29 protein-coding genes are annotated in these 24,482 nt (G+C 71.6%); 6 read left to right on the top strand and 23 right to left on the bottom strand.

Annotation, left to right across the window (positions count from 1 at the left end; translation table 11 throughout):
* Window positions 1-168 precede the first annotated feature (168 nt).
* The 9 genes from trpA to hisI form a co-directional block, all read right to left on the bottom strand.
* Window positions 169-984 (bottom strand): tryptophan synthase subunit alpha, encoded by an 816-nt coding sequence (gene trpA, locus ACFXC1_RS13130; protein WP_381242154.1) that lies wholly within the window; start codon window positions 982-984, stop codon window positions 169-171.
* Window positions 981-2,270 (bottom strand): tryptophan synthase subunit beta, encoded by a 1,290-nt coding sequence (gene trpB / locus ACFXC1_RS13125; RefSeq protein WP_381242152.1) that lies wholly within the window; start codon window positions 2,268-2,270, stop codon window positions 981-983. The genes trpA and trpB overlap by 4 nt, the downstream gene beginning before the upstream one ends.
* 59 nt (window positions 2,271-2,329) lie before the next feature.
* On the bottom strand, window positions 2,330-2,542 hold the full coding sequence (gene trpM / locus ACFXC1_RS13120; RefSeq protein ID WP_381242150.1) for a tryptophan biosynthesis modulator TrpM: 213 nt from the start codon (window positions 2,540-2,542) through the stop codon (window positions 2,330-2,332).
* Window positions 2,543-2,563: 21 nt separating this feature from the next.
* Window positions 2,564-3,373, bottom strand: coding sequence for an indole-3-glycerol phosphate synthase TrpC (trpC, locus tag ACFXC1_RS13115; protein WP_262059926.1), 810 nt, complete (start codon window positions 3,371-3,373; stop codon window positions 2,564-2,566).
* Window positions 3,374-3,499: 126 nt separating this feature from the next.
* Window positions 3,500-3,955, bottom strand: a complete 456-nt coding sequence (locus ACFXC1_RS13110; RefSeq protein WP_381242148.1) for a DUF2752 domain-containing protein — start codon at window positions 3,953-3,955, stop codon at window positions 3,500-3,502.
* A gap of 100 nt (window positions 3,956-4,055) precedes the next feature.
* A complete protein-coding gene (locus tag ACFXC1_RS13105; RefSeq protein ID WP_362979939.1) occupies window positions 4,056-4,304 on the bottom strand; it encodes an HGxxPAAW family protein in 249 nt (82 codons plus the stop codon).
* A 110-nt stretch (window positions 4,305-4,414) separates the two neighbouring features.
* Entirely contained in the window at window positions 4,415-5,056 is a 642-nt protein-coding gene (locus ACFXC1_RS13100) for a TIGR02234 family membrane protein (protein WP_381242146.1), read from the bottom strand.
* Between the two features lie 52 nt (window positions 5,057-5,108).
* Entirely contained in the window at window positions 5,109-6,587 is a 1,479-nt protein-coding gene (locus ACFXC1_RS13095) for an anthranilate synthase component I (protein WP_381242144.1), read from the bottom strand.
* Window positions 6,588-6,598: 11 nt separating this feature from the next.
* Complete coding sequence (gene hisI, locus ACFXC1_RS13090) at window positions 6,599-7,024, bottom strand: phosphoribosyl-AMP cyclohydrolase (protein ID WP_381242143.1); 426 nt, start codon at window positions 7,022-7,024, stop codon at window positions 6,599-6,601.
* 105 nt (window positions 7,025-7,129) lie between these two features.
* Here hisI and ACFXC1_RS13085 point away from each other — a divergent pair, with 105 nt between their 5' ends.
* On the top strand, window positions 7,130-7,765 hold the full coding sequence (locus ACFXC1_RS13085) for a TIGR03085 family metal-binding protein (protein ID WP_381242141.1): 636 nt from the start codon (window positions 7,130-7,132) through the stop codon (window positions 7,763-7,765).
* Between the two features lie 4 nt (window positions 7,766-7,769).
* On the opposite strand, the gene ACFXC1_RS13080 is transcribed toward ACFXC1_RS13085, so the two are convergent.
* The 10 genes from ACFXC1_RS13080 to hisD all read right to left on the bottom strand — a co-directional run bounded on the left by ACFXC1_RS13080 (window position 7,770) and on the right by hisD (window position 15,452).
* Window positions 7,770-9,008: an MFS transporter gene (locus ACFXC1_RS13080; RefSeq protein WP_381242139.1), complete on the bottom strand. Its 1,239-nt coding sequence runs from the start codon at window positions 9,006-9,008 to the stop codon at window positions 7,770-7,772.
* Between the two features lie 22 nt (window positions 9,009-9,030).
* The gene (locus tag ACFXC1_RS13075) at window positions 9,031-9,621 is read right to left on the bottom strand and encodes an ArsR/SmtB family transcription factor (protein WP_381242137.1); all 591 of its coding nucleotides are present in this window, start codon (window positions 9,619-9,621) and stop codon (window positions 9,031-9,033) included.
* 125 nt (window positions 9,622-9,746) lie between these two features.
* Window positions 9,747-10,502, bottom strand: a complete 756-nt coding sequence (gene hisF / locus ACFXC1_RS13070) for an imidazole glycerol phosphate synthase subunit HisF (RefSeq protein ID WP_381242135.1) — start codon at window positions 10,500-10,502, stop codon at window positions 9,747-9,749.
* Window positions 10,499-10,909 (bottom strand): RidA family protein, encoded by a 411-nt coding sequence (locus ACFXC1_RS13065; protein WP_381242133.1) that lies wholly within the window; start codon window positions 10,907-10,909, stop codon window positions 10,499-10,501. The genes hisF and ACFXC1_RS13065 overlap by 4 nt, the downstream gene beginning before the upstream one ends.
* Window positions 10,906-11,631: a bifunctional 1-(5-phosphoribosyl)-5-((5-phosphoribosylamino)methylideneamino)imidazole-4-carboxamide isomerase/phosphoribosylanthranilate isomerase PriA gene (gene priA, locus ACFXC1_RS13060; RefSeq protein ID WP_019067718.1), complete on the bottom strand. Its 726-nt coding sequence runs from the start codon at window positions 11,629-11,631 to the stop codon at window positions 10,906-10,908. The genes ACFXC1_RS13065 and priA overlap by 4 nt, the downstream gene beginning before the upstream one ends.
* Before the next feature lie 3 nt (window positions 11,632-11,634).
* Window positions 11,635-12,282, bottom strand: a complete 648-nt coding sequence (gene hisH, locus ACFXC1_RS13055; RefSeq protein WP_381242131.1) for an imidazole glycerol phosphate synthase subunit HisH — start codon at window positions 12,280-12,282, stop codon at window positions 11,635-11,637.
* Window positions 12,273-12,437 (bottom strand): hypothetical protein, encoded by a 165-nt coding sequence (locus ACFXC1_RS13050; protein WP_200811998.1) that lies wholly within the window; start codon window positions 12,435-12,437, stop codon window positions 12,273-12,275. Before ACFXC1_RS13050 ends, hisH begins: the two co-directional genes overlap by 10 nt.
* Window positions 12,434-13,027: an imidazoleglycerol-phosphate dehydratase HisB gene (hisB, locus tag ACFXC1_RS13045; protein WP_043675308.1), complete on the bottom strand. Its 594-nt coding sequence runs from the start codon at window positions 13,025-13,027 to the stop codon at window positions 12,434-12,436. Before hisB ends, ACFXC1_RS13050 begins: the two co-directional genes overlap by 4 nt.
* Window positions 13,024-14,133: a histidinol-phosphate transaminase gene (locus ACFXC1_RS13040; protein ID WP_381242129.1), complete on the bottom strand. Its 1,110-nt coding sequence runs from the start codon at window positions 14,131-14,133 to the stop codon at window positions 13,024-13,026. The genes hisB and ACFXC1_RS13040 overlap by 4 nt, the downstream gene beginning before the upstream one ends.
* Window positions 14,130-15,452 (bottom strand): histidinol dehydrogenase, encoded by a 1,323-nt coding sequence (gene hisD / locus ACFXC1_RS13035; RefSeq protein ID WP_381242127.1) that lies wholly within the window; start codon window positions 15,450-15,452, stop codon window positions 14,130-14,132. Before hisD ends, ACFXC1_RS13040 begins: the two co-directional genes overlap by 4 nt.
* Window positions 15,453-15,622: 170 nt before the next feature.
* Here hisD and ACFXC1_RS13030 point away from each other — a divergent pair, with 170 nt between their 5' ends.
* From ACFXC1_RS13030 to ybaK, 4 genes are all read left to right on the top strand, one after another.
* On the top strand, window positions 15,623-17,200 hold the full coding sequence (locus ACFXC1_RS13030; protein ID WP_381242126.1) for an oxidoreductase: 1,578 nt from the start codon (window positions 15,623-15,625) through the stop codon (window positions 17,198-17,200).
* A 139-nt stretch (window positions 17,201-17,339) separates the two neighbouring features.
* Window positions 17,340-18,461, top strand: a complete 1,122-nt coding sequence (locus ACFXC1_RS13025) for a hypothetical protein (RefSeq protein ID WP_381242124.1) — start codon at window positions 17,340-17,342, stop codon at window positions 18,459-18,461.
* 11 nt (window positions 18,462-18,472) lie between these two features.
* Window positions 18,473-19,216 carry an LON peptidase substrate-binding domain-containing protein gene (locus tag ACFXC1_RS13020; protein ID WP_381242122.1) on the top strand — a complete coding sequence of 248 codons (744 nt, stop codon included), beginning with the start codon at window positions 18,473-18,475 and terminating at the stop codon, window positions 19,214-19,216.
* Between the two features lie 8 nt (window positions 19,217-19,224).
* A complete protein-coding gene (ybaK, locus tag ACFXC1_RS13015; protein ID WP_381242120.1) occupies window positions 19,225-19,734 on the top strand; it encodes a Cys-tRNA(Pro) deacylase in 510 nt (169 codons plus the stop codon).
* A 282-nt stretch (window positions 19,735-20,016) separates the two neighbouring features.
* Here the strand turns inward: ybaK and ACFXC1_RS13010 are convergent, their stop codons facing one another.
* The 4 genes from ACFXC1_RS13010 to ACFXC1_RS12995 all read right to left on the bottom strand — a co-directional run bounded on the left by ACFXC1_RS13010 (window position 20,017) and on the right by ACFXC1_RS12995 (window position 23,970).
* Window positions 20,017-20,724, bottom strand: coding sequence for a DUF2567 domain-containing protein (locus ACFXC1_RS13010; RefSeq protein ID WP_381242118.1), 708 nt, complete (start codon window positions 20,722-20,724; stop codon window positions 20,017-20,019).
* 34 nt (window positions 20,725-20,758) lie between these two features.
* Window positions 20,759-21,586 (bottom strand): ABC transporter permease, encoded by an 828-nt coding sequence (locus tag ACFXC1_RS13005; protein WP_381242116.1) that lies wholly within the window; start codon window positions 21,584-21,586, stop codon window positions 20,759-20,761.
* A 64-nt stretch (window positions 21,587-21,650) separates the two neighbouring features.
* Window positions 21,651-22,622, bottom strand: coding sequence for an ABC transporter ATP-binding protein (locus tag ACFXC1_RS13000; RefSeq protein ID WP_381242690.1), 972 nt, complete (start codon window positions 22,620-22,622; stop codon window positions 21,651-21,653).
* Between the two features lie 124 nt (window positions 22,623-22,746).
* Window positions 22,747-23,970 carry an NYN domain-containing protein gene (locus ACFXC1_RS12995; protein ID WP_381242114.1) on the bottom strand — a complete coding sequence of 408 codons (1,224 nt, stop codon included), beginning with the start codon at window positions 23,968-23,970 and terminating at the stop codon, window positions 22,747-22,749.
* Window positions 23,971-24,194: 224 nt separating this feature from the next.
* Between ACFXC1_RS12995 and ACFXC1_RS12990 the strand changes: the two genes are divergently transcribed.
* Window positions 24,195-24,359: a hypothetical protein gene (locus ACFXC1_RS12990; protein WP_019067731.1), complete on the top strand. Its 165-nt coding sequence runs from the start codon at window positions 24,195-24,197 to the stop codon at window positions 24,357-24,359.
* The last annotated feature ends 123 nt before the right edge of the window (window positions 24,360-24,482 follow it).

The following is a 24,482-nucleotide window of genomic DNA, read 5'->3' as shown; positions in this document are numbered from 1 at the left end:
CCGCGTCTCCGGGTATTTTTTTATAACACCATCGCCCCCCCCCCGCGCGGGGGGGGTGGTTTTCCCTTCCGTTTTCTCCCCCAAACCCCCCCCAAACCCCCCGGGGGGGGGGGGCGCCGCGCCCCCCCCCGGTCCCAGGTCCACCCATACGAGGGACCAGTCGTTCGGTTACGCCTGTCCGCGCACGCCCTTCGCCAGCTCGCCCGCGAGGACGCGGACCGCCTCGACGCCGGCCGCGTCGTCCGGCGCGTCCAGCATCCGCTTGACGAAGGCCGAGCCGACGATCACGCCGTCCGCGAAGCGGGCCACCTCGGCGGCCTGCCGGGCGTCGGAGACACCGAGGCCGACACACACGGGCGTGTCGGTGGTGGCCCGGGTGCGCTCGACGAGGTCCTGCGCCTGCGCGCCCACGGACTCACGGGTGCCGGTGACGCCCATCAGCGAAGCGGCGTAGACGAAGCCGGTGCCGACCTTGGTGATCTCTGCGAGGCGCGCGTCCTTGCTGCTGGGCGCGACCACGAAGACCGTGGCGAGCCCGTGCTTCTCCGCGTGCTCCCTCCACAGCCCCGCCTCCTGCACCGGCAGGTCGGGCAGGATGCAGCCCGCGCCGCCCGCCTCGGCCAGTTCGGCGGTGAAGCGCTCGACGCCGTAGCGGTCGATCGGGTTCCAGTACGTCATGACGAGTACGGGCTTGCCGGTCGCTGTGTGGGCCTCGCGGACCGTGCGCATGACGTCCGCGATCTTGACGCCGCCGCGCAGGGCGATGTCGTCGGCGGTCTGGATGACGGGGCCGTCGAGGACGGGGTCGCTGTGCGGCAGGCCCACCTCTACGACGTCCGCGCCGCCGTCGAACGCGGCCTTGACCGCCTCGATGCCACCGTCGACGGTCGGGAACCCGGCCGGGAGGTAGGCGATGAGCGCGGCGCGTCCCTCGGCCTTGGCGGCGGCGAGGGTGTCGCTCAACAGCCGGATGTTGCCGCTCACTTGGCGTCCCCCTCGATCTCGGCGGTGTCGGCCGCGTTGGCCGCGACGGTGGCGTCGGTCCCGTTGTCGTACAGGCCGAAGTAGCGCGCGGCGGTGTCCATGTCCTTGTCGCCGCGCCCGGACAGGTTGACGACGATCAGGCCGTCCTTGCCCAGCTCCCTGCCGACCTCCAGCGCGCCCGCGAGCGCGTGGGCGCTCTCGATGGCCGGGATGATGCCCTCGGTGCGCGACAGCAGGCGCAGGGCCTGCATCGCCGCGTCGTCGGTGACCGCGCGGTACTCGCCGCGACCGCTGTCCTTGAGGTAGGAGTGCTCGGGGCCGATGCCCGGGTAGTCCAGTCCGGCCGAGATCGAGTACGGCTCGGTGATCTGGCCCTCCTCGTCCTGGAGGACGTAGGACCGGGAGCCGTGCAGGATGCCGGGCTCGCCCGCGGTGAGGGTCGCCGCGTGCTCGCCGGTCTCGACGCCGTGGCCGGCCGGTTCGCAGCCGATGAGGCGTACGTCGGCGTCCGGGATGAAGGCGTGGAACAGGCCGATGGCGTTCGAGCCGCCGCCGACACAGGCGATCGCCGCGTCGGGCAGGCGGCCGGCGCGCTCCAGGATCTGGCGGCGGGCCTCGACGCCGATCACGCGGTGGAAGTCGCGGACCATGGCGGGGAAGGGGTGCGGTCCTGCGACCGTGCCGAAGAGGTAGTGCGTGCGGTCGACGTTGGCGACCCAGTCGCGGAACGCCTCGTTGATCGCGTCCTTGAGGGTGCGGCTGCCGGACTTCACGGCGATGACCTCGGCGCCGAGCATGCGCATCCGGGCCACGTTGAGCGCCTGGCGCTGGGTGTCGATCTCGCCCATGTAGATGGTGCATTCGAGGCCGAAGAGCGCGCAGGCGGTGGCCGTCGCCACGCCGTGCTGGCCGGCGCCGGTCTCCGCGATGACCCTCGTCTTGCCCATGCGCTTGGTGAGCAGGGCCTGGCCGAGGACGTTGTTGATCTTGTGGGAGCCGGTGTGGTTCAGGTCCTCGCGCTTCAGGAAGATGCGGGCGCCGCCCGCTTCCGCGGCGAAACGGGGTACTTCCGTGAACGCGCTCGGCCTGCCGGTGTAGTTGACCAGGAGGTCGTCCAACTCGCGGGCGAACTCGGGGTCGTGCTTGGCCTTGTCGTACTCGACGGCGACCTCGTCCACGGCGGCGACGAGGGCCTCCGGGATGAACTTGCCGCCGAAGGCGCCGAAGTAGCCTTCAGGGCTGGGGATTTGACCGTCGGGGTCTGGGATGAAGAACTCGCTGGGCATGCGGAAACCTCACGGTGAGTGTTTGAAGAGACACTAAGCGCCGTGGGGGCGGGGGTTGTTCAGATGGCTGCGGGACCGTCGTGGCTGGTCGCGCAGTTCCCCGCGCCCCTGAAGACCTGCCATCGACGCCCATTTACTTGCCCAGGTTCGTCACCGATGACGTAACGGACCCTGCGGCCGTGCACCCGGCGTGCGGGGGCGCGGCAACCCCTCGGACGGCAGCCGCGCGCGAGGCGGGCGTGCCGGTCCATGGGGGTCAGGGTGAGTGTCATCGGGGTCAGCCTAGCGGGTGATCAGCTGCGGCCGTGTCGCAGTGCCGGGTGTTCGCCCGCCGCCACCAGGTCCGAGACCGCCGACTTGGGGTCGCGGCCGGTGACCAGGGACTCGCCGACCAGGACCGCGTCGGCGCCGGCGTTGGCGTAGGCGATGAGGTCGTGGGGGCCGCGGACCCCGGACTCGGCGATCTTGACGATGTGGGCCGGGATCTCGGGGGCGACGCGCTCGAAGGTGGCGCGGTCGACCTCGAGGGTCTTGAGGTTGCGGGCGTTGACACCGATGATCTTCGCGCCGGCGTCGACCGCGCGGTCGACCTCGTCCTCGTCGTGGACCTCGACGATCGGCGTGAGGCCGATCGACTCGGCGCGCTCGATGAGGGACTCCAGGGCGGGCTGGTCCAGGGCCGCGACGATCAGCAGGGCGAGGTCGGCGCCGTAGGCCCGGGCCTCCCAGAGCTGGTACGACGTGACGATGAAGTCCTTGCGGAGGACCGGGATGTCCACCCGCGCGCGGACGGCCTCCAGGTCGGCCAGGGAGCCGCCGAAGCGGCGCTGTTCGGTGAGGACGGAGATGACGGCGGCGCCGCCCGCCTCGTAGTCCGCCGCGAGGCCCGCCGGGTCGGCGATCGCCGCGAGCGCGCCCTTGGAGGGGCTGGAGCGCTTGACCTCGCAGATGACCTTGACGCCGTCACCGCGCAGGGCCGCGACGCCGTCCTTGGCCGCGGGCGCCTTCGCCGCGCGCTCCTTGAGCTCGTCGAGGCTGACGCGCGCCTGCCGTTCCGCCAGGTCGGCACGGACTCCGTCGATGATCTCGTCGAGCACACTCACGCGAGCGGCCCCCTTCCTGACGGTGGAAAAGCAATGGTCACATCTGACCTCGATGGTATCCGGAGGAAGGCGTAGGCCTCGCATCCGGTTGACGCCGGTCCCAGTACCTGGACAGCGGCCGGTTGATCAAGGGTGTAGCCAGCCACCGAACGGCAGGTTCCGGACAACCGTGAAGACCAGCACCAATGCGCCGAGAGTCCAGAGCCGGCCCCCGCCGAGTTCCATCCGCACCGGTCGGCCGCGGGCCGCGCGGACCACCCAGACGGTCCATACGACCATGAAGGCCAGATAGCCCACCACGGCGATCGCGTTGTCCTGGAGAGCGGCGAGGAAGTCGCCGTGGATGAACTCGTGCGCGCTGCGCAGGCCGCCGCAGCCGGGGCAGTACAGGCCGGTGAGGCGGTACAGGGGACAGACGGGGTAGTGGCCGGGCTGGTTCGGGTCGACCGTGCCTACGTACGCGAACGCTCCCGCGACGGCCGCCAGGATGCCCGCGGGCACGGCTACGCGGTTCAGCACGGAGGCGGAACCGGGGGTGCGGGTCTTCGGCATGCTCCGGCTGTCGGCGTTCACGTCTCGCATTGTGCCCCCTGGCCGCTTGGTGCGGCACACGCGCGTGAGGGGCGGTCCCCGGTGTGTCCGGAACCGCCCCTCCACGAAGTGGTGGCTGACAGCCGCGGCCTCAGCTGTCGGCGTGCGCGGTCTTGCCGAGCAGCTCGGTCAGGTCCTGGGGACGGTCCTTGGGCATGCCCATACCCATCGCACTCATGACCCAGCCGACGATGCCGCCGATGACCGTGATCGCCATACCGGCCCAGAAGCCGGCCGGCTGCGCCATGACCATGAAGGCGCCGGCGACCAGGAACCCGATGAAGACGATCGTCGTACCGGTCCAGGCGGCCAAAGTGTGACCGTGGCTGTTGCCCGCCATGACTTGCTCCTCGTTGCTGTGTACGTGTGTGAGCAGACGCTCACGGCTCATTGTTCCGCACGCGTGCGTGTGCGGTGCTTCGGGGTGGGTCGTCTCGCGCGTCGGCCCGGCTACGCCCCTGTGGGGTCCTCGCCGCGGTCCAGGGCCTTCCAGATGTCCTCGGGGCGGTCGGGGTCGACCACGGGAGCGCGGCGGGCCCGGGGGGCGCCGTTGCGCTCGTAGCGGCCGGACATGGCGGGCCAGCGGCGGCCGTAGAGGAGGGCGAGGAGGCCGGCCAGCAGGATCAGGGCGCCGCCGACCGCGGCGACGTAGGGCCAGGCGGTGTGGTCGAAGGCGTGCACGGCGGACGAGGTGCCCCCGGAGGCCTGGGTGGCCTTGTCGTCGAGTGCCGAGCTGTCGGTGGCGCCCAGGAGGGCGGCGGCGACGATGCCGGCGCCGGAGAGCGCGAGGAGGGCGGAGACCGCGAAGCGGCCCGTCCTGCGGACGGCGAAGACGGCGACGAGCGCGGCGAGGCCCACTATGGCGAGCGCCGCGGGCACACCCGTGACGTCGCTGCCCTTGGCGGACAGCGGGAACGGATCGCCCGCCACCGTCGCGATCCCCTCCGACCAGCGCTGACGGGTGGCCAGCAGCGCCACGGCCGCGCCGAGCGCACCGCTCATCAGCGCTACGGCGAGGCTGCGGCGGCCGGCGCGTGCGGGGCCTTCGCCTTCGGAACGGGGTTGAGGAACAGCTGCAGTCACGTAGTCCACTATCGCTCGAACCCCGGGCGAACCGTCACCCGGGGTTCATATGACCCTCGTCCTATTGCCCGAGCCGGTTCGCCGTGTGCACCGCGCGGAGGACCGCCGCCGCCTTGTTGCGGCACTCCTGGTCCTCCAGTTCCGGGTCCGAGTCGGCGACGATGCCGGCGCCCGCCTGGACGTAGGCCGTGCCGTCGCGGAGGAGGGCCGTACGGATGGCGATGGCGGTGTCGGAGTCGCCCGCGAAGTCGAGGTAGCCGACGCAGCCGCCGTACAACCCCCTTCTGGAGGGCTCCAGTTCGTCGATGATCTGCATCGCGCGGGGCTTGGGCGCGCCGGAGAGGGTGCCGGCCGGGAAGCAGGCGGTCAGGACGTCGAAGGCGGTGCGGCCGGGCGCCACGCGGCCGGTGACCGTCGAGACGATGTGCATCACGTGGGAGTAGCGCTCCACCGACATGAAGTCGACGACCTCGACCGAGCCGGGCTCGCAGACGCGTCCCAAATCGTTACGGCCGAGGTCGACCAGCATGAGGTGTTCGGCGCGCTCCTTGGGGTCGGCGAGGAGTTCGTCGGCGAGGGCCTGGTCCTCCTGCGGGGTCGCGCCGCGGTGCCGGGTGCCGGCGATGGGGTGGACCATCGCGCGGCCGTCCTCGACCTTGACGAGGGCCTCCGGGGACGAGCCGACCACGTCGAAGCCGTCGAAGCGGAACAGGTACATGTACGGCGAGGGGTTGGTCGCGCGCAGCACCCGGTACACGTCCAACGCGCTTGCCGTGCAAGGAGTTTCGAAGCGCTGGGAGGGGACGACCTGGAAGGCCTCGCCCGCGCGGATGCGCTCCTTGATGTCCTCGACGGCTTCCTTGAAGTCGGGGCCGCCCCACAGCGCGGTGTACTCGGGGAGCTCGGAGGGCGGGAGCTGGGCGGGCGGCTGGGCGACCGCGCGGGAGAGGTCCGCCTCCATGGCGTCCAGGCGGGCCACCGCGTCCGCGTAGGCCTCGTCGACACCCGTGTCGAGGTCGTTGTGGTTGATCGCGTTGGCGATCAGCAGGACCGAGCCCTCCCAGTGGTCCATCACGGCGAGGTCGCTGGTGAGGAGCATGGTCAGCTCGGGGAGCCCGAGGTCGTCCCGCTCGCCGGGGCCGATCTTCTCCAGGCGGCGCACGATGTCGTAGCCGAGATAGCCGACCATGCCGCCGGTGAAGGGCGGCAGGCCCTCCTGGTGCGGGGTGTGCAGGGTGTCGATGGTGGCGCGCAGGGCGGCGAGGGGGTCGCCGTCGACCGGGACGCCGACGGGCGGGGTGCCGAGCCAGTGGGCCCCGCCGTCTCGCGCGGTGAGGGTGGCGGAACTGCGGACACCCACGAAGGAGTACCGGGACCAGGAACGGCCGTTCTCCGCGGACTCCAGGAGGAAGGTGCCGGGGCGCTCCGCCGCGAGCTTGCGGTAGAGCGCGACCGGGGTGTCGCCGTCGGCGAGCAGCTTGCGGGTGACCGGGATGACGCGACGGTCGGTGGCCAGCTTGCGGAACGTGTCAAGGTCCATGGCGGCTGACCCTACTGATCCGAGGCGGCGGTGCCGGAATCAGCACCTTCTTCAAGAAGACTCTCGTCAACCAGCTCTTCCTTGAGCAGCACATCCGCGTCGAAGCAGGTGCGGGCTCCGGTGTGGCACGCGGCGCCGATCTGGTCGACCTTCACCAGGACCGTGTCGGCGTCGCAGTCCAGGGCGACGGACTTGACGTGCTGGAAGTGGCCGGAGGTGTCGCCCTTGACCCAGTACTCCCGGCGGCTGCGGGACCAGTAGGTGCAGCGGCCGGTCGTCAGGGTGCGGTGCAGCGCCTCGTCGTCCATCCAGCCGAGCATGAGCACCTCACCGGTGTCGTACTGCTGGGCGATGGCGGGGACGAGCCCGTCGGCGCTCCGCTTGAGGCGGGCGGCGATCTCGGGATCGAGGCTGCTGGACTGGGGCGCGCTGGTCATGGGGCCATTGTGCCGCGCGGCACCGACAGCCCAGGCCCACGTCCACTGTGCGGACCGGCTCGGCGTCCACTGTGCGCAGCGGACGGGCGGTCGTAGGCTGACGGTATGTCGACCTTCGCCAAGCGTGAACGACTTCTTCTCGCCGACCTCCTCGAGACGACGGGCCCGGACGCCCCGACCCTCTGCGAGGGCTGGCAGACCCGTGACCTGGCCGCGCACGTGGTGGTGCGCGAGCGCCGCGCGGACGCCGCCGGCGGCATCATGATCAAGCAGCTCGCGCCGCGCCTGGACCGGGTGATGGCGGAGTTCGCGGCGAAGCCGTACGAGGAGCTGATCCAGCTCATCCGTACGGGCCCGCCGCGCTTCTCGCCGTTCCAGCTCAAGCAGCTCGACGAGGCGTCCAACACGGTCGAGTTCTACGTCCACACCGAGGACGTACGGCGGGCCCAGGAGGACTGGACCCCGCGCGAGCTGGACCCGGTGTTCCAGGACGCCCTGTGGTCCCGGCTGGAGCGCATCGCCCGGCTGGTGGGCCGCAGCGCGCCGACCGGGCTGGTGCTGCGCCGACCGGACGGGCAGACGGCGGTCGCCCACAAGGGGGCGCCGGTCGTGACGGTGACCGGCGAACCCTCGGAACTGCTGCTGTTCGCACACGGCCGGCAGACCGTGGCCAAGGTGGAGCTGGACGGCGACGAGAACGCGATCGCCAAGCTGCACGAGGCCAAGCAGCTGGGGATCTGAGAGGTCAGCATGGCAGTTCGGCCCGCCGCAGGTCCCGCACGGACAGGGCGATGACCCCGCCGAGCCCGCACACCACCGCGCTGACCACGAACACCGGGCCGGTGCCCCACGCGCCGATCGCCGCCGCCGACAGCGGCATGGTCAGGGGGGCGAGGCCCAGGCTGACCAGACTTGAGAGGGCGGTGACGCGGCCGAGGTAGGCGGGGTCGGAGTGGGTCTGGAGCAACGCGCCGCACAGGGCTCCGCTGAGCCCGGCGAGCAACCCGACGACCAGGGCCACCCCGACCGCCGCGAGGACACTCGGAACGTAGGCTAGAGCGGCGACGGCGATCGCGCCGGCAATGATCGACCAGGCGGCGGTCCAGCCAGCGCGCGGCAGCCGGCCCCGTACCGCCAGCGTCATCGAGGCGCTGCCCGCGCCGACGCCGAACCCGGCGAGCACCCAGCCCATCCCGGACGCTCCCCAGCCCCGCTGGTCGACCAGCAGGGTCAGACCCACGTTGAACGGCGCGACGAATCCCAGGTCGCCGAGGGCTATCGCGAGCATCAAGGGGGCGAGGACGCGGTGCCGGCGGATGTAGCGGAGACCGGTCACCAGGTCGCGCCAAGCGGTCGCCGTGCCGTCGCCGGCCGTATCGTCCGGCGGCAGCTCCCGGACCCGTACGGAGATCAGCAGCGGTACCGATATCGCGATCAGCAGCCCGGCCAACCCGAACGCGGTCGCCGCGCCCCCGAACGCCACGGCGAGACCGCCGAGCGGGGCGCCGAAGATCACGGCGAAGCGGTACGCGAGGCCCCGCATGCCCTGCACCCTCGCGAGCTGCGCCTTGCCGGTGATGCGGGCGGGCAGCGCGCCCACGGCGGGTACGAAGACGGCGTCCACGGTACCGAAGACCAGGGCGAGCGCGGCGAGCGGCCACAGCCCCGGGCCGGTGAGTAACAGCAGCGCCGCCACGGCGAACACGGCCGCGCAGCGCACGGCGTCGCTGCCGATGACGACCCGGCGCGGACCGAAGCGGTCGGCGATCACTCCGCCGCCCAGCATGAGCACCGCGCGCGGGAGCGCGCTGACCGACATCACCAGGCCGGCCTGCGCCGGGGATCCGGCCTGTACGGCGGCCCAGGACAGGGCGATGTAGTAGACGCCGTCGCCTGCCATCGACGCCGCGTAGGCGCCGAGCCAGCGGAGGATGTTGGGGTCGCGGTGAGCGGGTCTGCCCGGGGCTGTGAGCGCGGTGGTCAAGGGAGTTGGCCCTCTCGGAGACTCAGACTCGGAACGGGAAGCCGTACGTGTGCACCGCGACGTTCTCGCGGCCCTCGGTGTCACCGGCGGCGACGGCGGCCCGGCTCGCCTCCTGGTATCGGCGCACGACGTCGCCCAACTCCTTGGACAGCTCGGTCAGCTCGGCCGGGGTGAGCCGCAGCAACCACTCGGAGTTGTCGGAGGCCGTAGTCCACTCATCGCTCCAGTAGGCACGCTCGTCGATGTAGCGCCGGTACATGTCGACGCGCTGGTCGAAGAAGAGGCGGCTGGCGGCGGTATGCGCGGCGGCCTTCTCCGGGGCGTCCCGGAAGTCCTCGTCGTGGACGCTCAGGCCGTCCGAGGCGGGCTGCCACCAGCGCTCCCGGCCGTCCCCGCTGCGCGGCTCGGCCTCCTCGATCAGGCCGTGCTCGGCGAGCTTGCGCAAGTGGTAGCTGACCAGTGAGACGGCCTCGTCGACCTGGTCGGCGAGCTGGGAGGCGGTCGCCACCTGCGTGATGATCAGCAGCCGGTACAGCTGGGCCCGCAGCGGGTGCGCGATGGCCTTGAGAGTGCCCACGTCCTTGATACGACGGTCTCTGTCTCTGTCGGTCACTCCCTCAGGCTAGATACGCAAGGAATATTGCACAACTCTTCTTGCGCAATATTCCTTGCGTATCTGCCCACAAGTAAGCCCCGACCGCCTGGCGATCGGGGCTTACAACGCCTCCGCAGGAGGGGTCACCGCACCGGATGTCCCGCTTCCCGCAGCGCCTGCTTGACCTCGCCGATCCGCAGATCCCCGAAGTGGAAGACGGAGGCCGCCAGCACCGCGTCCGCGCCCGCCGCGACCGCCGGCGGGAAGTCGGCCAGCTTGCCCGCGCCGCCGGAGGCGATGACCGGGACGGTCACGTGCTTGCGCACCGCCGCGATCATCTCCAGGTCGTAGCCGTCCTTGGTGCCGTCCGCGTCCATCGAGTTGAGCAGGATCTCCCCGGCGCCCAACTCGGCGGCCCGGTGCGCCCATTCGACGGCGTCGATGCCGGTGCCCTTGCGACCGCCGTGGGTGGTGACCTCGAAGGACCCGCCGGCGGTCCTGCGCGCGTCGACCGACAGCACCAGCACCTGCCGTCCGAACCGCTCCGCGATCTCCTTGATCAGCTCGGGCCGGTTGATCGCCGCCGTGTTGACGCCGACCTTGTCCGCGCCCGCCCGCAGCAGCTTGTCCACGTCCTCGGCCGTGCGGACGCCGCCGCCGACCGTGAGCGGGATGAAGACCTGCTCGGCGGTGCGGCGGACCACGTCGTACGTCGTCTCGCGGTTGCCGGAGGACGCGGTGATGTCCAAGAAGGTCAACTCGTCGGCGCCCTCGGCGTCGTAGACCTTGGCCATCTCTACGGGGTCGCCCGCGTCGCGCAGGTTCTGGAAGTTGACGCCCTTGACGACCCGGCCGTTGTCGACGTCCAGGCAGGGGATCACGCGTACGGCGAGGGTCATGCGGACCCCCCGGATTCCCCGCCGGAGCGGTACGCCTCCACCTCGACCTCGACGACCAGGCTGGGGTCGACGAAGCCGGAGACGATGATCATGGACGCGGCGGGGCGGATCGCGTCGAACAGCTCCTTGTGCGCGCGGCCCACGTCCTCGACGTCCCGGGCGTGGGTGATGTACATACGGGTGCGCACCACATCGGCCGGGCCGAGGCCCAGTCGCTCCAGCGCCGCGAACGCGACGTTGAACGCGTTGACCGTCTGCTCGTAGGGGCCGCCCCCGGCGATCTCGCCGTCCACTATCGACGTGCACCCGGAGACCAGCACCAGGCCGTTCGGCAGCTCCACCGCGCGGGAGTAGCCGAAGGCGTCCTCCCAGGGCGCGCCGGTCGACACGCGTCGTAGCTCGGTCACCGGGCCACCGCCTCCAAGGCCTCTTCCAGAGTGAACGCCTTCGCGTAGAGGGCCTTCCCGACGATGGAGCCCTCGACACCGAGAGGTACCAGCTCGGAGATGGCGCGGAGGTCGTCGAGCGACGACACGCCGCCGGAGGCCACGACCGGGCGGTCGGTGGCCGCGCAGACGTTGCGCAGCAGCTCCAGGTTGGGGCCCTGGAGGGTGCCGTCCTTGGCGATGTCGGTGACCACGTAGCGGGCGCAGCCCTCGGAGTTGAGGCGGTCCAGGGTCTCGTAGAGGTCGCCGCCGTCGCGGGTCCAGCCGCGCCCGCGCAGGGTCGTGCCGCGTACGTCGAGGCCGACCGCGATCTTGTCGCCGTGCTCGGCGATGACCTTGGCGACCCACTCCGGGGTCTCCAGGGCGGCCGTTCCCAGATTCACCCGGGTGCAGCCGGTGGCGAGGGCGGCGGCGAGGGTGTCGTCGTCGCGGATGCCGCCGGACAGCTCGACCTTGATGTCCATGGCGCCGGTCACCTCGGCGATGAGCTTTCGGTTGTCGCCGGTGCCGAACGCGGCGTCCAGGTCGACGAGGTGCAGCCACTCGGCGCCGGAGCGCTGCCAGGCGAGGGCGGCCTCCAGCGGGGAGCCGTAGGAGGTCTCGGTCCCGGACTCGCCGTGGACGAGGCGGACGGCCTGGCCGTCGCGGACGTCGACGGCGGGGAGGAGTTCGAGCTTGGCCATGGTCTACAGGGTTCCGATCCAGTTGGTGAGCAGCTGCGCTCCGGCGTCGCCGGACTTCTCGGGGTGGAACTGGGTGGCCCACAGGGCGCCGTTCTCCACGGCGGCCACGAAGGGCTTGCCGTGTGTCGACCAGGTCACCAGGGGGGCGCGCATCGCCGGGTTGGAGACTTCGAGGGACCAGTCGTGGACGGCGTAGGAGTGCACGAAGTAGAAGCGCGCGTCGGCGTCCAGGCCCGCGAAGAGCTGGGAGCCCTCCGGGGCGTCGACGGTGTTCCAGCCCATGTGGGGCACGATCTCGGCCTGCAGCGGCTCGACCGAGCCGGGCCACTCGTCAAGACCCTCGGTCTCCACGCCGTGCTCGATGCCGCGCGCGAACAGGATCTGCATGCCCACGCAGATGCCCACGACCGGGCGCCCGCCGGCCAGCCTGCGGCCGACGATCCAGTCGCCGCGCGCCGCGCGCAGGCCCTCCATGCAGGCCGCGAAGGCGCCGACGCCCGGCACCAGCAGCCCGTCCGCGTTCATGGCCTTGTCGTAGTCACGCGTTATCTCGACCTCGGCACCCGCGCGCGCGAGGGCGCGCTCGGCCGAACGGACGTTCCCGAAGCCGTAGTCGAAGACGACCACCTTCTTCGCTGCGCTCAATTCCACACCTCCAGCCTCATGACCCCGGCGACCAGACACATCGCGGCGGCGATGGAGATCAGCACGATGAGCTGGCGCGGCATCTTCTGCTTGACGAAGGAGTAGACCCCGCCGAGCAGGAAGAGCCCGACGACGATGAGGAGGCTCGACAGGCTGGTCACAGCGCGCCCTTCGTGGAGGGGAGGATGCCGGCCGCGCGCGGGTCGCGCTCGGAGGCGTACCGCAGGGCACGCGCGAGGGCCTTGAACTGGCACTCCACGATGTGGTGCGCGTTGCGCCCGTACGGCACGTGCACGTGCAGCGCGATCTGGGCCTGGGCCACGAAGGACTCCAGGATGTGCCGGGTCATCGTGGTGTCGTACTCGCCGATCATCGGCGCCATGTTCTCGGGCTCGGTGTGCACGAGGTACGGGCGGCCGGAGAGGTCGACGGTGACCTGGGCGAGGGACTCGTCCAGCGGGACCGTGCAGTTGCCGAACCGGTAGATCCCCACCTTGTCGCCGAGCGCCTGCTTGAAGGCGGCGCCGAGGGCGAGGGCGGTGTCCTCGATGGTGTGGTGGGAGTCGATGTGCAGATCGCCCTCGGTCTTCACGGTGAGGTCGAACAGACCGTGCCGGCCGAGCTGGTCGAGCATGTGGTCGTAGAAGCCGACCCCTGTCGACACGTCGACCTTGCCGTGGCCGTCGAGATCGATCTCGACGAGGACCGACGTCTCCTTGGTCGTCCGCTCCACACGTCCTACGCGGTTCATGTGCTCTGCTCCTTCATCAACTCACGGACCGCGTCGAGGAACGCGTCGTTCTCTTCGGGGGTGCCGGCGGAGACCCGCAGCCACCCCGGGATGCCGTTGTCCCGGACCAGGACGCCCCGGTCGAGGATCGCCTGCCAGGCGGTGTGGGAGTCCGCGAACCGGCCGAACTGCACGAAGTTGGCGTCGGACTCGACGACTTCGCAGCCCAGGGCCCGCAACTCCCTTACCAGCCGGTCCCGTTCGCCCTTCAGCTGCTCCACATACCCGAGCAGCGTGTCGGTGTGCTCCAGGGCGGCCAGCGCGGTCGCCTGGGTGACGGCCGACAAGTGGTAGGGCAGCCGTACGAGTTGGACGGCGTCGACGACTGCCGGGTGCGCCGCGAGATAGCCCAGGCGCAGCCCTGCCGCCCCGAACGCCTTCGACATCGTCCGCGAGACGACGAGATTCGGCCGACCTTCGAGCAGCGGCAGCAGCGAGTCGCCGTGGCTGAACTCGATGTACGCCTCGTCGACGATCACCATCGACGGCTTGGCGGCCTGCGCGGCTTCGTACAGCGCGAGGACCGTCTCGGGCGGAACGGCGTTGCCCGTAGGGTTGTTGGGGGTCGTGACGAACACGACGTCGGGCTTGTTCTCGGCGATCCAGCGCTCGGCGGCCGGGAGGTCGATCGAGAAGTCCTCGTTGCGCGGACCGGAGATCCAGCCGGTCCCCGTGCCGCGCGCGATGAGCGCGTGCATCGAGTACGACGGCTCGAAGCCGATGGCGCTGCGGCCGGGGCCGCCGAAGGTCTGGAGCAGCTGCTGGATGACCTCGTTGGAGCCGTTGGCCGCCCAGACGTTCTCGACGCCGACCCGGTAATGGGCCGTCTTCGTCAGGTAGTTGGCCAGCTCGCTGCGCAACTCGACCGCGTCCCGGTCCGGGTAGCGGTTGAGGCCGCGGGCGGCCTCGCGGACCCGCTCGGTGATCCGCTCGACCAGCGCCTCGGGCAGCGGGTAGGGGTTCTCGTTGGTGTTCAGCCGTACGGGGACGTCCAACTGGGGCGCGCCATAAGGGGACTTGCCGCGCAGTTCGTCCCGTACGGGAAGATCGTCGATTCCGAAGCTCACTTGCCGGGCACCTTCCAACCGAACCTCGCCTTGACCGCCGCGCCGTGCGCGGGCAGGTCCTCCGCCTCCGCCAGCGTCACCACGTGATGCGCCACGTCGGCGAGGGCGTCGCGGGTGTAGTCGACGATGTGGATGCCGCGCAGGAAGGACTGCACGGAGAGCCCGGAGGAGTGGCAGGCGCAACCGCCGGTCGGCAGCACGTGGTTGGAGCCGGCCGCGTAGTCGCCGAGGGAGACGGGCGCCCAGGGCCCGACGAAGATCGCGCCCGCGTTCCGGACCCGGTCGGCGACGGCGGCGGCGTCCGCCGTCTGGATCTCCAGGTGCTCCGCGCCGTACGCGTTCACGACCCGCAGCCCCTCCTCGATGCCGTCGACCAGGACGATCGCGGACTGCCGGCCGGCCAGCGCCGGGGCGATCCGGTCCTCGATGTGCTTGGTGGCCGCGACCTGCGGTTCGAGCTCCTTCTCGACCGCGTCCGCGAGCGTCACGGAGTCCGTGACCAGGACGGCGGCGGCCAGCGGGTCGTGCTCGGCCTGGCTGATCAGGTCGGCGGCGACGTGCACCGGGTCGGCGGTCTCGTCCGCGAGGACCGCGATCTCGGTGGGACCGGCCTCGGTGTCGATGCCGATCCTGCCCGTGAAGTAGCGCTTGGCCGCGGCGACCCAGATGTTGCCGGGCCCGGTGACCATGTTGGCGGGGGCGCAGGACTCGGTGCCGTGGGCGAACATCGCGACGGCCTGGGCGCCGCCGACGGCGTAGACCTCGTCGACGCCGAGCAGCGCGCAGGCGGCGAGGATCGTCGGGTGCGGCAGACCGCCGAAGTCCGCCTGCGGCGGCGAGGCGAGCGCGACGGAGCCGACGCCGGCCTCCTGCGCGGGGACGACGTTCATGATCACGGACGATGGGTAGACCGACCGTCCACCGGGCGCGTAGAGCCCCACACGGTCGACCGGCACCCACTTCTCGGTGACCGTGCCGCCGGGCACGACCTGGGTCGTGTGGGGCGTACGGCGCTGCTCGCGGTGGACGAGCCGGGCGCGCCGGACGGACTCCTCCAGGGCCGCGCGGACGGCCGGGTCGAGCTGTTCCAGAGCCTCGCTCAGCGCCTCGGCCGGCACCCGTACCGATTCCAGCCGCACGCCGTCGAACTTCTCGGCGAAGTCGATCAGCGCCGCGTCGCCCCGATGATGCACGGCCTCGCAGATCGGCCGCACCTTCTCCAGGGCGGCCGAGACGTCGAAGTCGGCTCGGGGCAGCAGGTCGCGCAGGGCGGGCCCTTCGGGGAGGGCGTCGCCGCGCAGATCGATTCGGGAGATCACGAACCAATTCTCTCAGACGGCGATCGGGCGTCGTCCGCGCGTATCAATGGCTGATACAGAACGTGGCCGGAACCCGGAAGATCCCCTTCACGTCTAGTGTTCCGGGCGTTACGCAGCGGGCATGAACAGCTGTGCGAAACCCGTGAGCAGTCGAGAGGGATGACAGAGCAGTGACCGAGGGCGCCGGCCTCCGCGCGGGGGATGTGCCGGACGATGCGACCGCCGCCGAGGCCGGTATGTGGCAGGCCTTCCGCAACGGCAGCGTGTACGACCTGAGCAGTGGCGACACCGTCGTCGACGATCCGCACGGCGGACATCCGTGGGGCCCCGAACGGACCGTACGGGCACGGTTCGTGTGCTGGCTCCTCCTGGACGGACCGCCCGCGCTGTCGGGCCGGGTGGCCTCGCTGAAACTCACCGGAGTGCGGATCAGCGGCACCCTGGACCTCGCGGGCGGCACGATCACGCCGTTCGTCGAGCTGAAGGGCTGCCGCTTCGAGCACGAGGTGCTGCTGCCGGAGGCCCGCTTCCAGACCGTACGGCTGGTGAACTGCTCGGTGCCGCGCCTGGAGGCGGCGCGGGTGCACACGGAGGGTGACCTGCATCTGCCGCGCTGCCGCTTCCACAACGGGGTACGGCTGACCGACGCGCACATCGGTACCGACCTGCTGCTCAACCAGGCGATCGTCTACCGGGACCGCACGGGCCGTTCGATCGCGGCCGACGGCATGACCGTGGGGCAGGATTTACAGGCCGAACTCCTCGAATCGCACGGTGAGTTGAGCCTGCGCAGCGCGAAGGTCGGGGTCTCGCTGAGTCTGCGCGGCGCCCGGCTGGCCAACCCGTACTCCCGACTCGCCCTGAACGCGCCCCAGTTGACCGTCGGCCGCACCCTGTACCTCACCCCGGCGGGCGTCGGCGGCCCCTGGCTGAGCGGCACCACGCCCGCGCGCGGGACCCGCATCCAGCGCTTCACCTGCCAGGGCGGGGTCCGCCTGGACGACGGGCGGTTCGGGGACGCGGTGGACCTGGAGCGGGCCCGGTTCACCTTCACGGACGACCAGGAGCTGTCGCTGCTGCGGATCCAGGCACCCGAACTGCGCTTCCTCGGGGAGAAACCGCAGCGCGGCAAGGTGGTGCTGTCGGGGGCGCGGGTCGCCAACCTCATCGACGGCAAGGACAGTTGGCCGGGGCCGGGCAACCTCCACATGGGCGGCTTCGTGTACGAGAACCTCGTACCGCAGGGCCCGTTCCCGCTGGAGGCCCGCCTCGACTGGGTGGCCGCCGCGACCGCCGAGTACAACCCGGAGCCGTACGAGCGGCTCGCGACCGTGCTGCGCAACGCCGGTGAGGACGAGGACGCGCGCGAGGTGCTGCTCGCCAAGCAGCGCCGGCGCCGGGAGAGCCTGCCCGTCGCGGCCAAGCTGTGGGGGTTCGCGCAGGACTGGACGGTCGCCTACGGGTACCGGCCGGGCCGGGCCGCCGTATGGATGGCGGTGCTGTGGGCGGCCGGTTCACTGGCCTTCGCGCACGCGGACCATGTACCGGTGAATCCGAGCGGGCATCCGCCGTGGAGTCCCGCCCTGTTCGCGCTGGATCTGCTGCTGCCGGTGATCGACCTGGGGCAGGTGGGCCAGTGGCAGTTGCACGGGGGCTGGCAGTGGCTGTCGGTGGCGCTGATCCTGCTGGGCTGGATCCTGGCGACGACGGTGGCGGCTGGGGCGACCCGGTTGCTCAGGCGGGGATAGCCACCGGCCACGCACAGAACTCGCACAGGTGAGCAAAAGTCACCTTTTACCTGGGCTTGACTGAGACGCGTACAACTTTCTACGGGGTGCTCAAACGGTCTGGCGCACTCCGGATCCCGGTCCTTCAATGGTCGGCACCATGGCTCTGCTGCGCGCTTTCATCCGTACCGCCCGGATGGCAAGGAACACCTCGCGGCTCGCCGCCGGACTGCCGGCCGACGACGAGGTACTCCTCGACGCGCCCGACGACCGGCTCGGCCCCGCGCTGGTCGCGGCCGGCCGCGGCGAGTACGGGCCGGCCGCCGAACTGCTGGCCACCACCCGCGCCGCCGCCGAATGGGAGGACCGGGACCGCTGCACGCGCCGGCTCGCGGCCTTCGCGCGCTCCCGTCCCGAGTGGCTGGCCGACTGGCGCGCCGCCGACCCGCACGACCCCGACGCGCTGCTGGTCGGCACCCAGCTGGCGGTGGACCGCTGCTGGGAGTCGCCGGCCCGCGCCGAACTGCTCGGCGAACTCGGCCCGTTGATCACGGCGGCGGCCGAGGCAGAACCGCGCGACCCGGTGCCCTGGCGGATAGCCCTGGACCACGCGCGGGGCACCCACGCCGGGCACGCCGCCTTCGAACGGCTGTGGGGCGAGGCGGTCCGCCGCTCCCCGCACCACTACGGCTGCCATGTGGCCGCCCTCCAGTACCTCTCGGCCGCCTGCTGCGCCCACTGGGGCGACACGCCCCACACCGAGCGGCCCTCCCACCGCGAGTGCTTCGACTTCGCCGAACGGGCCGCGCAGGACGCCCTGCCCGGCTCCCTCGTCCAGGCGCTGCCGGTGCGGGCCGCCTTCGCCTGTCTGACCGACGGCTGCGGCGCCACCGTGCCGCGTGCCCGGCTGGACGCGGCGGCCGACCTCGCGATCGCCCTCTCGGCCGGCTACCCGGCTGCCGACCCCTGGCCCGCCGAGGTCCGCAACCTGCTGGCCTACGTCCTCGTCCGCCTCGAACGCTGGCCGGACGCCCTCGACCAGCTGCGCCTGATCGGCCCGTACGCCACGTCCTTCCCCTGGGACCGGTTCTCGGACGACCCGCTCGGCCAGTTCCTGGAGGTGCGCGACGGGGTGCGGATCGCGGTGGCCTCGCAACTGCCCCTGGGCGGGCCGGTTCCGCCCGGTCCCACGGCGGTTCCGCGGCAGCCGCGGGGCTTCGACGACGCGCCGCCGTATCCACGGAGTGAGCACGACGGTCGCGCCCGCTCCCGCGACCACTAGGCTTTTGCGCCGTGACCACCGTCCGGCTGCCGCTCTTCCCCCTGAACTCGGTTCTGTTCCCGGGGCTCGTGCTTCCTCTGAACATTTTCGAGGAGCGCTATCGCGCCATGATGCGCGAACTGCTCAAGACCCCCGAGGAGGAACCGCGCCGATTCGCCGTCGTCGCCATCCGTGACGGCCACGAGGTGGCCCCGACCGCCCAGGGCATGCCGGACCAGACCGCCGTGCCCGAGCGTGGCCCCACGGCCGGCTTCGGCCCCGACCCGCTCAAGGCCTTCCACTCCGTGGGCTGCGTGGCCGACGCGGCCACCATCCGCGAGCGCGCCGACGGCACCTTCGAGGTACTGGCGACGGGCACGACCCGGATGCGGCTGCTCTCCGTGGACGTCTCCGGCCCGTTCCTCACGGCCGAGCTGGAGGAGCTGCCCGAGGAGAAGGGCGATGAGGCAGGCGCGCTGGCCGAAGGAGTGCTACGCGCGTTCCGCCAGTACCAGAAGCGCCTCGCGGGCGCCCGCGAGCGCTCTCTCTCCACCGGCGACGCGGAGTTGCCGGACGAACCGGCGGTCGTCTCCTACCTGGTGGCCGCCGCGATGATGCTCGACACATCGACAAAGCAACGCCTGCTCCAGGCCCCCGACACCGCCTCCCGCCTGCGCGACGAGCTGAAGCTCCTGCGCTCCGAGACGGCCATCATCCGCAACCTGCCGTCCCTGCCCGCGTCCGACCTGACACGCAACCCGACAAGCCTGAACTGAGACCGACGATGGCGAAGAAGTCCAGGAAGCAACAACAGCCCCAGTCCGGCGGCACCCCGGCGACCGTGGCCCTGACGGCCGCCGGAGTGCCGTACGAGGTGCACGCCTACGACCACGACCCCGCCCACCCGTCCTACGGCGAGGAGGCGGCCGAGGCGATGGGCGTCTCCCCCGACCGCGTCTTCAAAACCCTGGTCGCGGACGTGGACGGCACACTGACGGTGGCGGTCGTCCCGGTGGCGGGCCAACTGGACCTGAAGGCCCTGGCCACGGCGGTCGGCGGCAAGCGGGCCGCAATGGCCGACCCGACCCTCGCCGAACGCACCACCGGCTACGTCCGCGGCGGCATCTCCCCCCTCGGCCAGCGCAAAAAACTCCGCACGGTCCTCGACGACTCGGCCACCGCCCACCCCACGATCTGCGTCTCGGCGGGCCGCCGCGGCCTGGAGGTAGAACTCTCCCCCGAACACCTGGCAACCCTCACGGCAGCGGTACTGGCCCCCATCGGCCGTGCGTGACCCCTCGACGCCGCCCCCGTCCTCGGTTAAGCACAAGGGGCATGTCGAAGAAAACCAGGAAACGAAAGTGGCGCGTCAAGAAACGCCGCTCGAACCATGGACACCGGCCGGCGTAGCTCGCGCTGTTGTCTTCAGCCCGTCCGGCGTTTGAGGACGAGGCCGTCCAGGCCGAAGCGGGGGTCTGGGGGCGGCAGCCCCCAGGGACGATGGGGGGTCCCCCGCTCGAGCGAAGCCGAGAGTGGGGGAGGGTAGGGGCGGCGGGGGCGAAGAAACCCCCGGCCCCTACGACAGCGGCGCCCCGTAGACGTCGGTCGGAGCACCTTGCGGCTCAGGATCCCGCGGGCCGAACAACGCCGTCAGCCCCAGGTGCACAACCAGCGCGGCCACGGACCAGGCCAGCAACGCCCCCTTCGCCCCAAGCTTCAGCGGCGCCGAGAACGTAACCCCCTTGCCCACCGACTTGGCATGCGCGAGCACGTCCTTCGTCGGCCCCAGCCACATCCCCAGCCGCCAGGCGAGCAGCGAGGCGAGCAGCCCACCCACGGTCAGGGCGACCACGAGCGGCACTCCCCCACGCCGCCGCAGCAGAAACGCGGCAAGGGCGCTCAGCACCCCGAATCCCACCGCGAGCAGAGTGAACGTTCCGTCCACCCCCACCGCCTGCTCCCCTTCGGAGTCCTTGAGGTAGACGACCCAGCTCTTGTCGACCACGTCCCCGACCAGCGGCACATGCGGCGCCAGCCACCACCACAGCAACCCGAGCAGCACCCCGCCGAGCGCCACGACGACCGTGGCGACGACGGCCTCGATCAGCTCGGTCTTCATTCCGGGCCCGTCCGCGCCGTAGGACGCGTCCTGCGGGCCGTACACGGGATACCCGGCGTTCGGGGCCCCGGGGTCACCCGGGATGCCCGAGTCGCCCGGCGGCTGCCACGGGTCGTGCGGGGACTGGTCACGCGGCGGCGGAGGCGGAGTCAGCGGTGCGGTCACAACGCCATCGTGCCAGGCCCGGCTGTGCGGCGCGTCACCGGACGGCAGCCCGGCGGTAGGCCCAGGCGGCGACGGCCAGCGAAACGACGCCGACCGCGGCGCATACGGCGAGGTCACCGAGGACGAGCGCCCAGTCGGGGTGCGCCGCGAAGGTCTGCGCGAAGGCCTCGACGCCGTACGTGGACGGCAGCAGATCCCGCAGGAACCGCACCGCTTCCGGCATCCGGTCGGCCGGCAGCACCCCCAGCAGCAGTGCCGCCGACATGCCCAACTGCCCAAGCAGCGTGGCGAGTTCGGGGCGAGGCGCAAGCAGCCCGAAGGCCGCTCCGAGCCCGGCGAGGGCGGCTCCGGCGAGCGGGATGACCGCCACCAGGATCCAGATGTTGCCCATCGGCAGCCCGAACAGCACACACCCGAAGACGGCGGTGAGCGCGGTCCCCGGCACGGTGAAGGAGGCGTACGCGCCGGCGGCGCCGAGCACCACGGCGGCGGGCGGCACCGGCAGGGTGGCGTAGTGGTCGAGCCCGCCGCTGCCGCGCAGCTGGCCGAAGTACTGCGCGAGCAGGTTGAGCCCGACGTAGGCGACGATCAGCACGGACGAGCCCGCGACGACGAACCGGGCGTCGTGGCTGCCGCCGTCGACGACCCCGCGCATCATGATCAGGATGCCGACCGACTGGAAGGTCGCCACGAACAGCAGCGGGATCCGCGCGACGCGCGCCCGGGACAGCTGTGCCCGGTACACGGCGGCGAGGGAGGGCCACAGCCTGGCGCGCGGCCCGAGCTCGGCCGCGTCGGCACCGGCGGCCTCCGGCACGGCCAGCGGGCCACTCGGCAGAACATCGGCGGATACGACACTCACGTCGCGCTGCTCCTCTCGACGCCGGCAGTCGCCCTGTCCCATACGGATACGACGTCCCGTGTACTCATGCCTTCACCAGCCCCTGCCCGTTGCCGCCCAGTGTCAGATACACGTCCTCCAGGCTGGGCGCGGCCAGGGTGAAGTCGTCCAGGGCGGCGAAGGCGGCCCCTCCGGTCACCGTGGCGACGGCCACCCGGGCCTCCTCGGGGGCGAGCCGGAGCGTCCAGCGGCGGCCGGACTCGACGGCCCGGTCCCGCAGCGCGGCGACCTCCGGGACGTCCAGCGGCGGTTTCTCCCGCCACACCAGCTCGACCCGGACCTCTCCGGCGACCTGTTCCTTGAGCCCGGCGGGGCTGTCGCAGGCGATGACCTTGCCCTGGTCGAGGACGGCGACCCGGTCGAGGACGGTCTCGGCCTCGATGACGTTGTGGGTGACGAGCAGCACGGTGGTCCCGCGCTCGGCCCGGCGCCGGTCGACGGCCGACCACACGGCCCGCCGCGCCACCGGATCCATCCCGGTGGTCGGCTCGTCGAGCACCAGCAGCGGCCGCTCCCCGACCAGCGCGGCGGCCACACACGCCAGCCGCCGCTGCCCGCCGGACAGCTTCTTGAGCGGCCGCCCGGCAATGGCCGTAAGCCCCAACTCGTCCAGTACGGCGTCCCGTTCGGCCCGTGCCTCGCGCAGTTCCAGGCCGCGCAGCCGGCCGGTGGTCTCGGCGGCGAGCGACACGGTCAGTTCGTCGAGCGCGGTGGACTCCTGGCCGAGGTAGGCGAGGATCCGCGCGGCCCGCTCCGGGTGGCGGACGATGTCGTGCCCGAGGATCTCGACGCTGCCGGCGTCGGGCCGCATGAGCCCGGTGAGCTGGCGTACGAGGGTGGACTTGCCGGCGCCGTTCGGTCCGAGCAGTCCGAAGATCTCGCCCCGGCGGATGTCGAGGGTCACCGCGTCGGTGGCCCGTACCTCGGGGGTGCCCGGCGCACCGCGCCGTCCGCGCACCGCCGGGTAGGTCTTGCTGAGTCCGCGCACCGCGCACACGACATCCCCACCGTGTCGAAGTGCCTGTCCCGCGCGCGTACTCACAAGGAACGAGACTACGGGGTCCGCGGCCCCCGCCCGCTCGCGGGTGGGTCGAGAACCGCAAATACCCCGGTAAAGAGCGTCAATCCCCCGCCGGAGCGTGCTCGGCCGCCGTGCGGACGTCGATCTCGCGCCAGAACCCGGCCCGGATCGCGTACCGGTCGTGCTCGTCGATCTGGTCGTCCTTGTGGGCGAGGAGTCCGAAGCGGGCCGCGTAGCGGAGCAGTTCCCCGTCGATGCGGTGCGGGACGCGCGGATACATTCCGGAGAGTTTCTGCAGGTGGGCGCCCTGGTCGCCGAGGCGGCCCATCCAGCGGCGGGCGAACACCTGGCCGACCTCGAAGGGGTCGCCGCCGACCGTGGTGATGTCCTCCTCGCGGTCGGCCCAGCGCTGCTCGGCGGTGGTCAGCTGCGCCAGCGTCGGCATCGAGGCGACCTCGGGCGGCTCGGCGGCCCCGCCCGGCCGGTCGACCCACCCTTTGTCGGAGGACCAGCGCAGGGTCGCGCTCGCGGGATGCTGCGCGGGCGCGACGGCCCCCGGGGCCTTCAGGCTCGCCAGGTCCTTCGGGGTGGGCACGCCCTTGGGCGCGGGCACCCGCTCCTGCGTGCCGTTCTCCGAACCGGCCTCCGCCGTGGCGTGCTCGCCGTCCTCGACCACCCGCTCGGCCGCCGCGGGCGCGGACTCGGGCAGCGGCGCGGACAGGATCGCGGCGATCTCCGGCCTGGGCACGGGCTGCGGCGCGCACACCCCGCCGAGGTCCTTCGCCCGTACGGCCTTGGTGATCCACGTACGGTCGAGCACCCGCCGCTCGTCGGCCTCGGCGACCAGGTCCTCGGACTGGTTGTAGTCCCCGTCGGCGGCCTGCACGGCCCACAGGTGTACGGCGACGCCGTGCTCCTTGGCGGCCATCATGCCCGGCAGCAGGTCGCCGTCGCCGGTGACGAGGACGACGTCGGAGCAGGCGCGGTTGCGGGCCAGCTCGGTCAGCTCGGCGTGCATGGCGGCGTCGACGCCCTTCTGCGCCCAGCGGCCGTCGCTGCGGGTCAGGGCGCCGAGGCGGACGGTCACGCGGGGCATCACGCGCAGCCGGCGGTGCTCGGGCTGCGGGACGCGGTCGGGGGCGCCGTCGAACCAGTAGATGCGGAGCAGGGGCCGTTCCGTGTCGGACTCGGCGCGTTCGCGCAGGCCCTGGATGAGGGCGGCGTGATCGACGGTGATCCGGGAACGCGAGGGCTCTCCGGCGAGGAGACTGGCCGCCGCCCCCAGCAGATACCCGGCGTCCACCAGGACGATGCAGCGGTCCACGCGACTCACCCTCTTCCCGGTCGGTTCACTTCGGGCTTGCTTCGAGTCTGCCCGACCGCACAGGGGTTAACGGCCCGAACTCGATCTTCGGCGTGGCGTTTCGGGGCTTCTCTCTCGCATCAACCATGTCACACACGGTAATTATCCGAAATGCGTTCTTCGTCAGCCTATGTGAATCTGGTCGCGGCCCTGGCCCCTAGATCCCCCTCAGGAGGCAGATCACCATGGCCAAGAACAAGCACCGTGACCGTAAGCAGCCGCAGTCGGAACGCGCCCAGGAGCAGGCCACGTCGTCCTCGATGGAGGCACAGGCCGAACAGCGCATATCCCAGGCGACGCCGAGCGACATGGCCCGGAAGGGCAAACAGAAGCGCTTCGGCCACAACTAAGGCCCGCTTCAAGGGTTGTTGAACGACTGAGGGGCGCCAACGGTGGGGGTGTCGCCCCGCACGCAACGCTGTTGGTCAGCCCGCCACGCCGGCCCGGCCGAGAACCCCCCAACAGTCTCCCAA

Origin of the sequence: Streptomyces hokutonensis (genome assembly GCF_042751305.1) — a bacterium.
Taxonomy (GTDB): Bacteria; Actinomycetota; Actinomycetes; order Streptomycetales; family Streptomycetaceae; genus Streptomyces; species Streptomyces hokutonensis_A.
Note: the sequence above shows the minus strand (reverse complement) of the source record. Positions and strands in the feature narration are given on the sequence as shown.

Bases quoted from the DNA above. Each gene is read 5' to 3' on its own strand.
- trpB (WP_381242152.1), bottom strand. From the start codon at position 2,270: ATGCCCAGCGAGTTCTTCATCCCAGACCCCGACGGTCAAATCCCCAGC.
- trpM (WP_381242150.1), bottom strand. From the start codon at position 2,542: ATGACACTCACCCTGACCCCCATGGACCGGCACGCCCGCCTCGCGCGC.
- ACFXC1_RS13110 (WP_381242148.1), bottom strand. From the start codon at position 3,955: ATGCGAGACGTGAACGCCGACAGCCGGAGCATGCCGAAGACCCGCACC.
- ACFXC1_RS13105 (WP_362979939.1), bottom strand. From the start codon at position 4,304: ATGGCGGGCAACAGCCACGGTCACACTTTGGCCGCCTGGACCGGTACG.
- ACFXC1_RS13095 (WP_381242144.1), bottom strand. From the start codon at position 6,587: ATGGACCTTGACACGTTCCGCAAGCTGGCCACCGACCGTCGCGTCATC.
- hisI (WP_381242143.1), bottom strand. From the start codon at position 7,024: ATGACCAGCGCGCCCCAGTCCAGCAGCCTCGATCCCGAGATCGCCGCC.
- ACFXC1_RS13085 (WP_381242141.1), top strand. From the start codon at position 7,130: ATGTCGACCTTCGCCAAGCGTGAACGACTTCTTCTCGCCGACCTCCTC.
- hisF (WP_381242135.1), bottom strand. From the start codon at position 10,502: ATGACCCTCGCCGTACGCGTGATCCCCTGCCTGGACGTCGACAACGGC.
- priA (WP_019067718.1), bottom strand. From the start codon at position 11,631: ATGGCCAAGCTCGAACTCCTCCCCGCCGTCGACGTCCGCGACGGCCAG.
- hisB (WP_043675308.1), bottom strand. From the start codon at position 13,027: ATGAACCGCGTAGGACGTGTGGAGCGGACGACCAAGGAGACGTCGGTC.
- ACFXC1_RS13025 (WP_381242124.1), top strand. From the start codon at position 17,340: ATGGCTCTGCTGCGCGCTTTCATCCGTACCGCCCGGATGGCAAGGAAC.
- ybaK (WP_381242120.1), top strand. From the start codon at position 19,225: ATGGCGAAGAAGTCCAGGAAGCAACAACAGCCCCAGTCCGGCGGCACC.
- ACFXC1_RS12990 (WP_019067731.1), top strand. From the start codon at position 24,195: ATGGCCAAGAACAAGCACCGTGACCGTAAGCAGCCGCAGTCGGAACGC.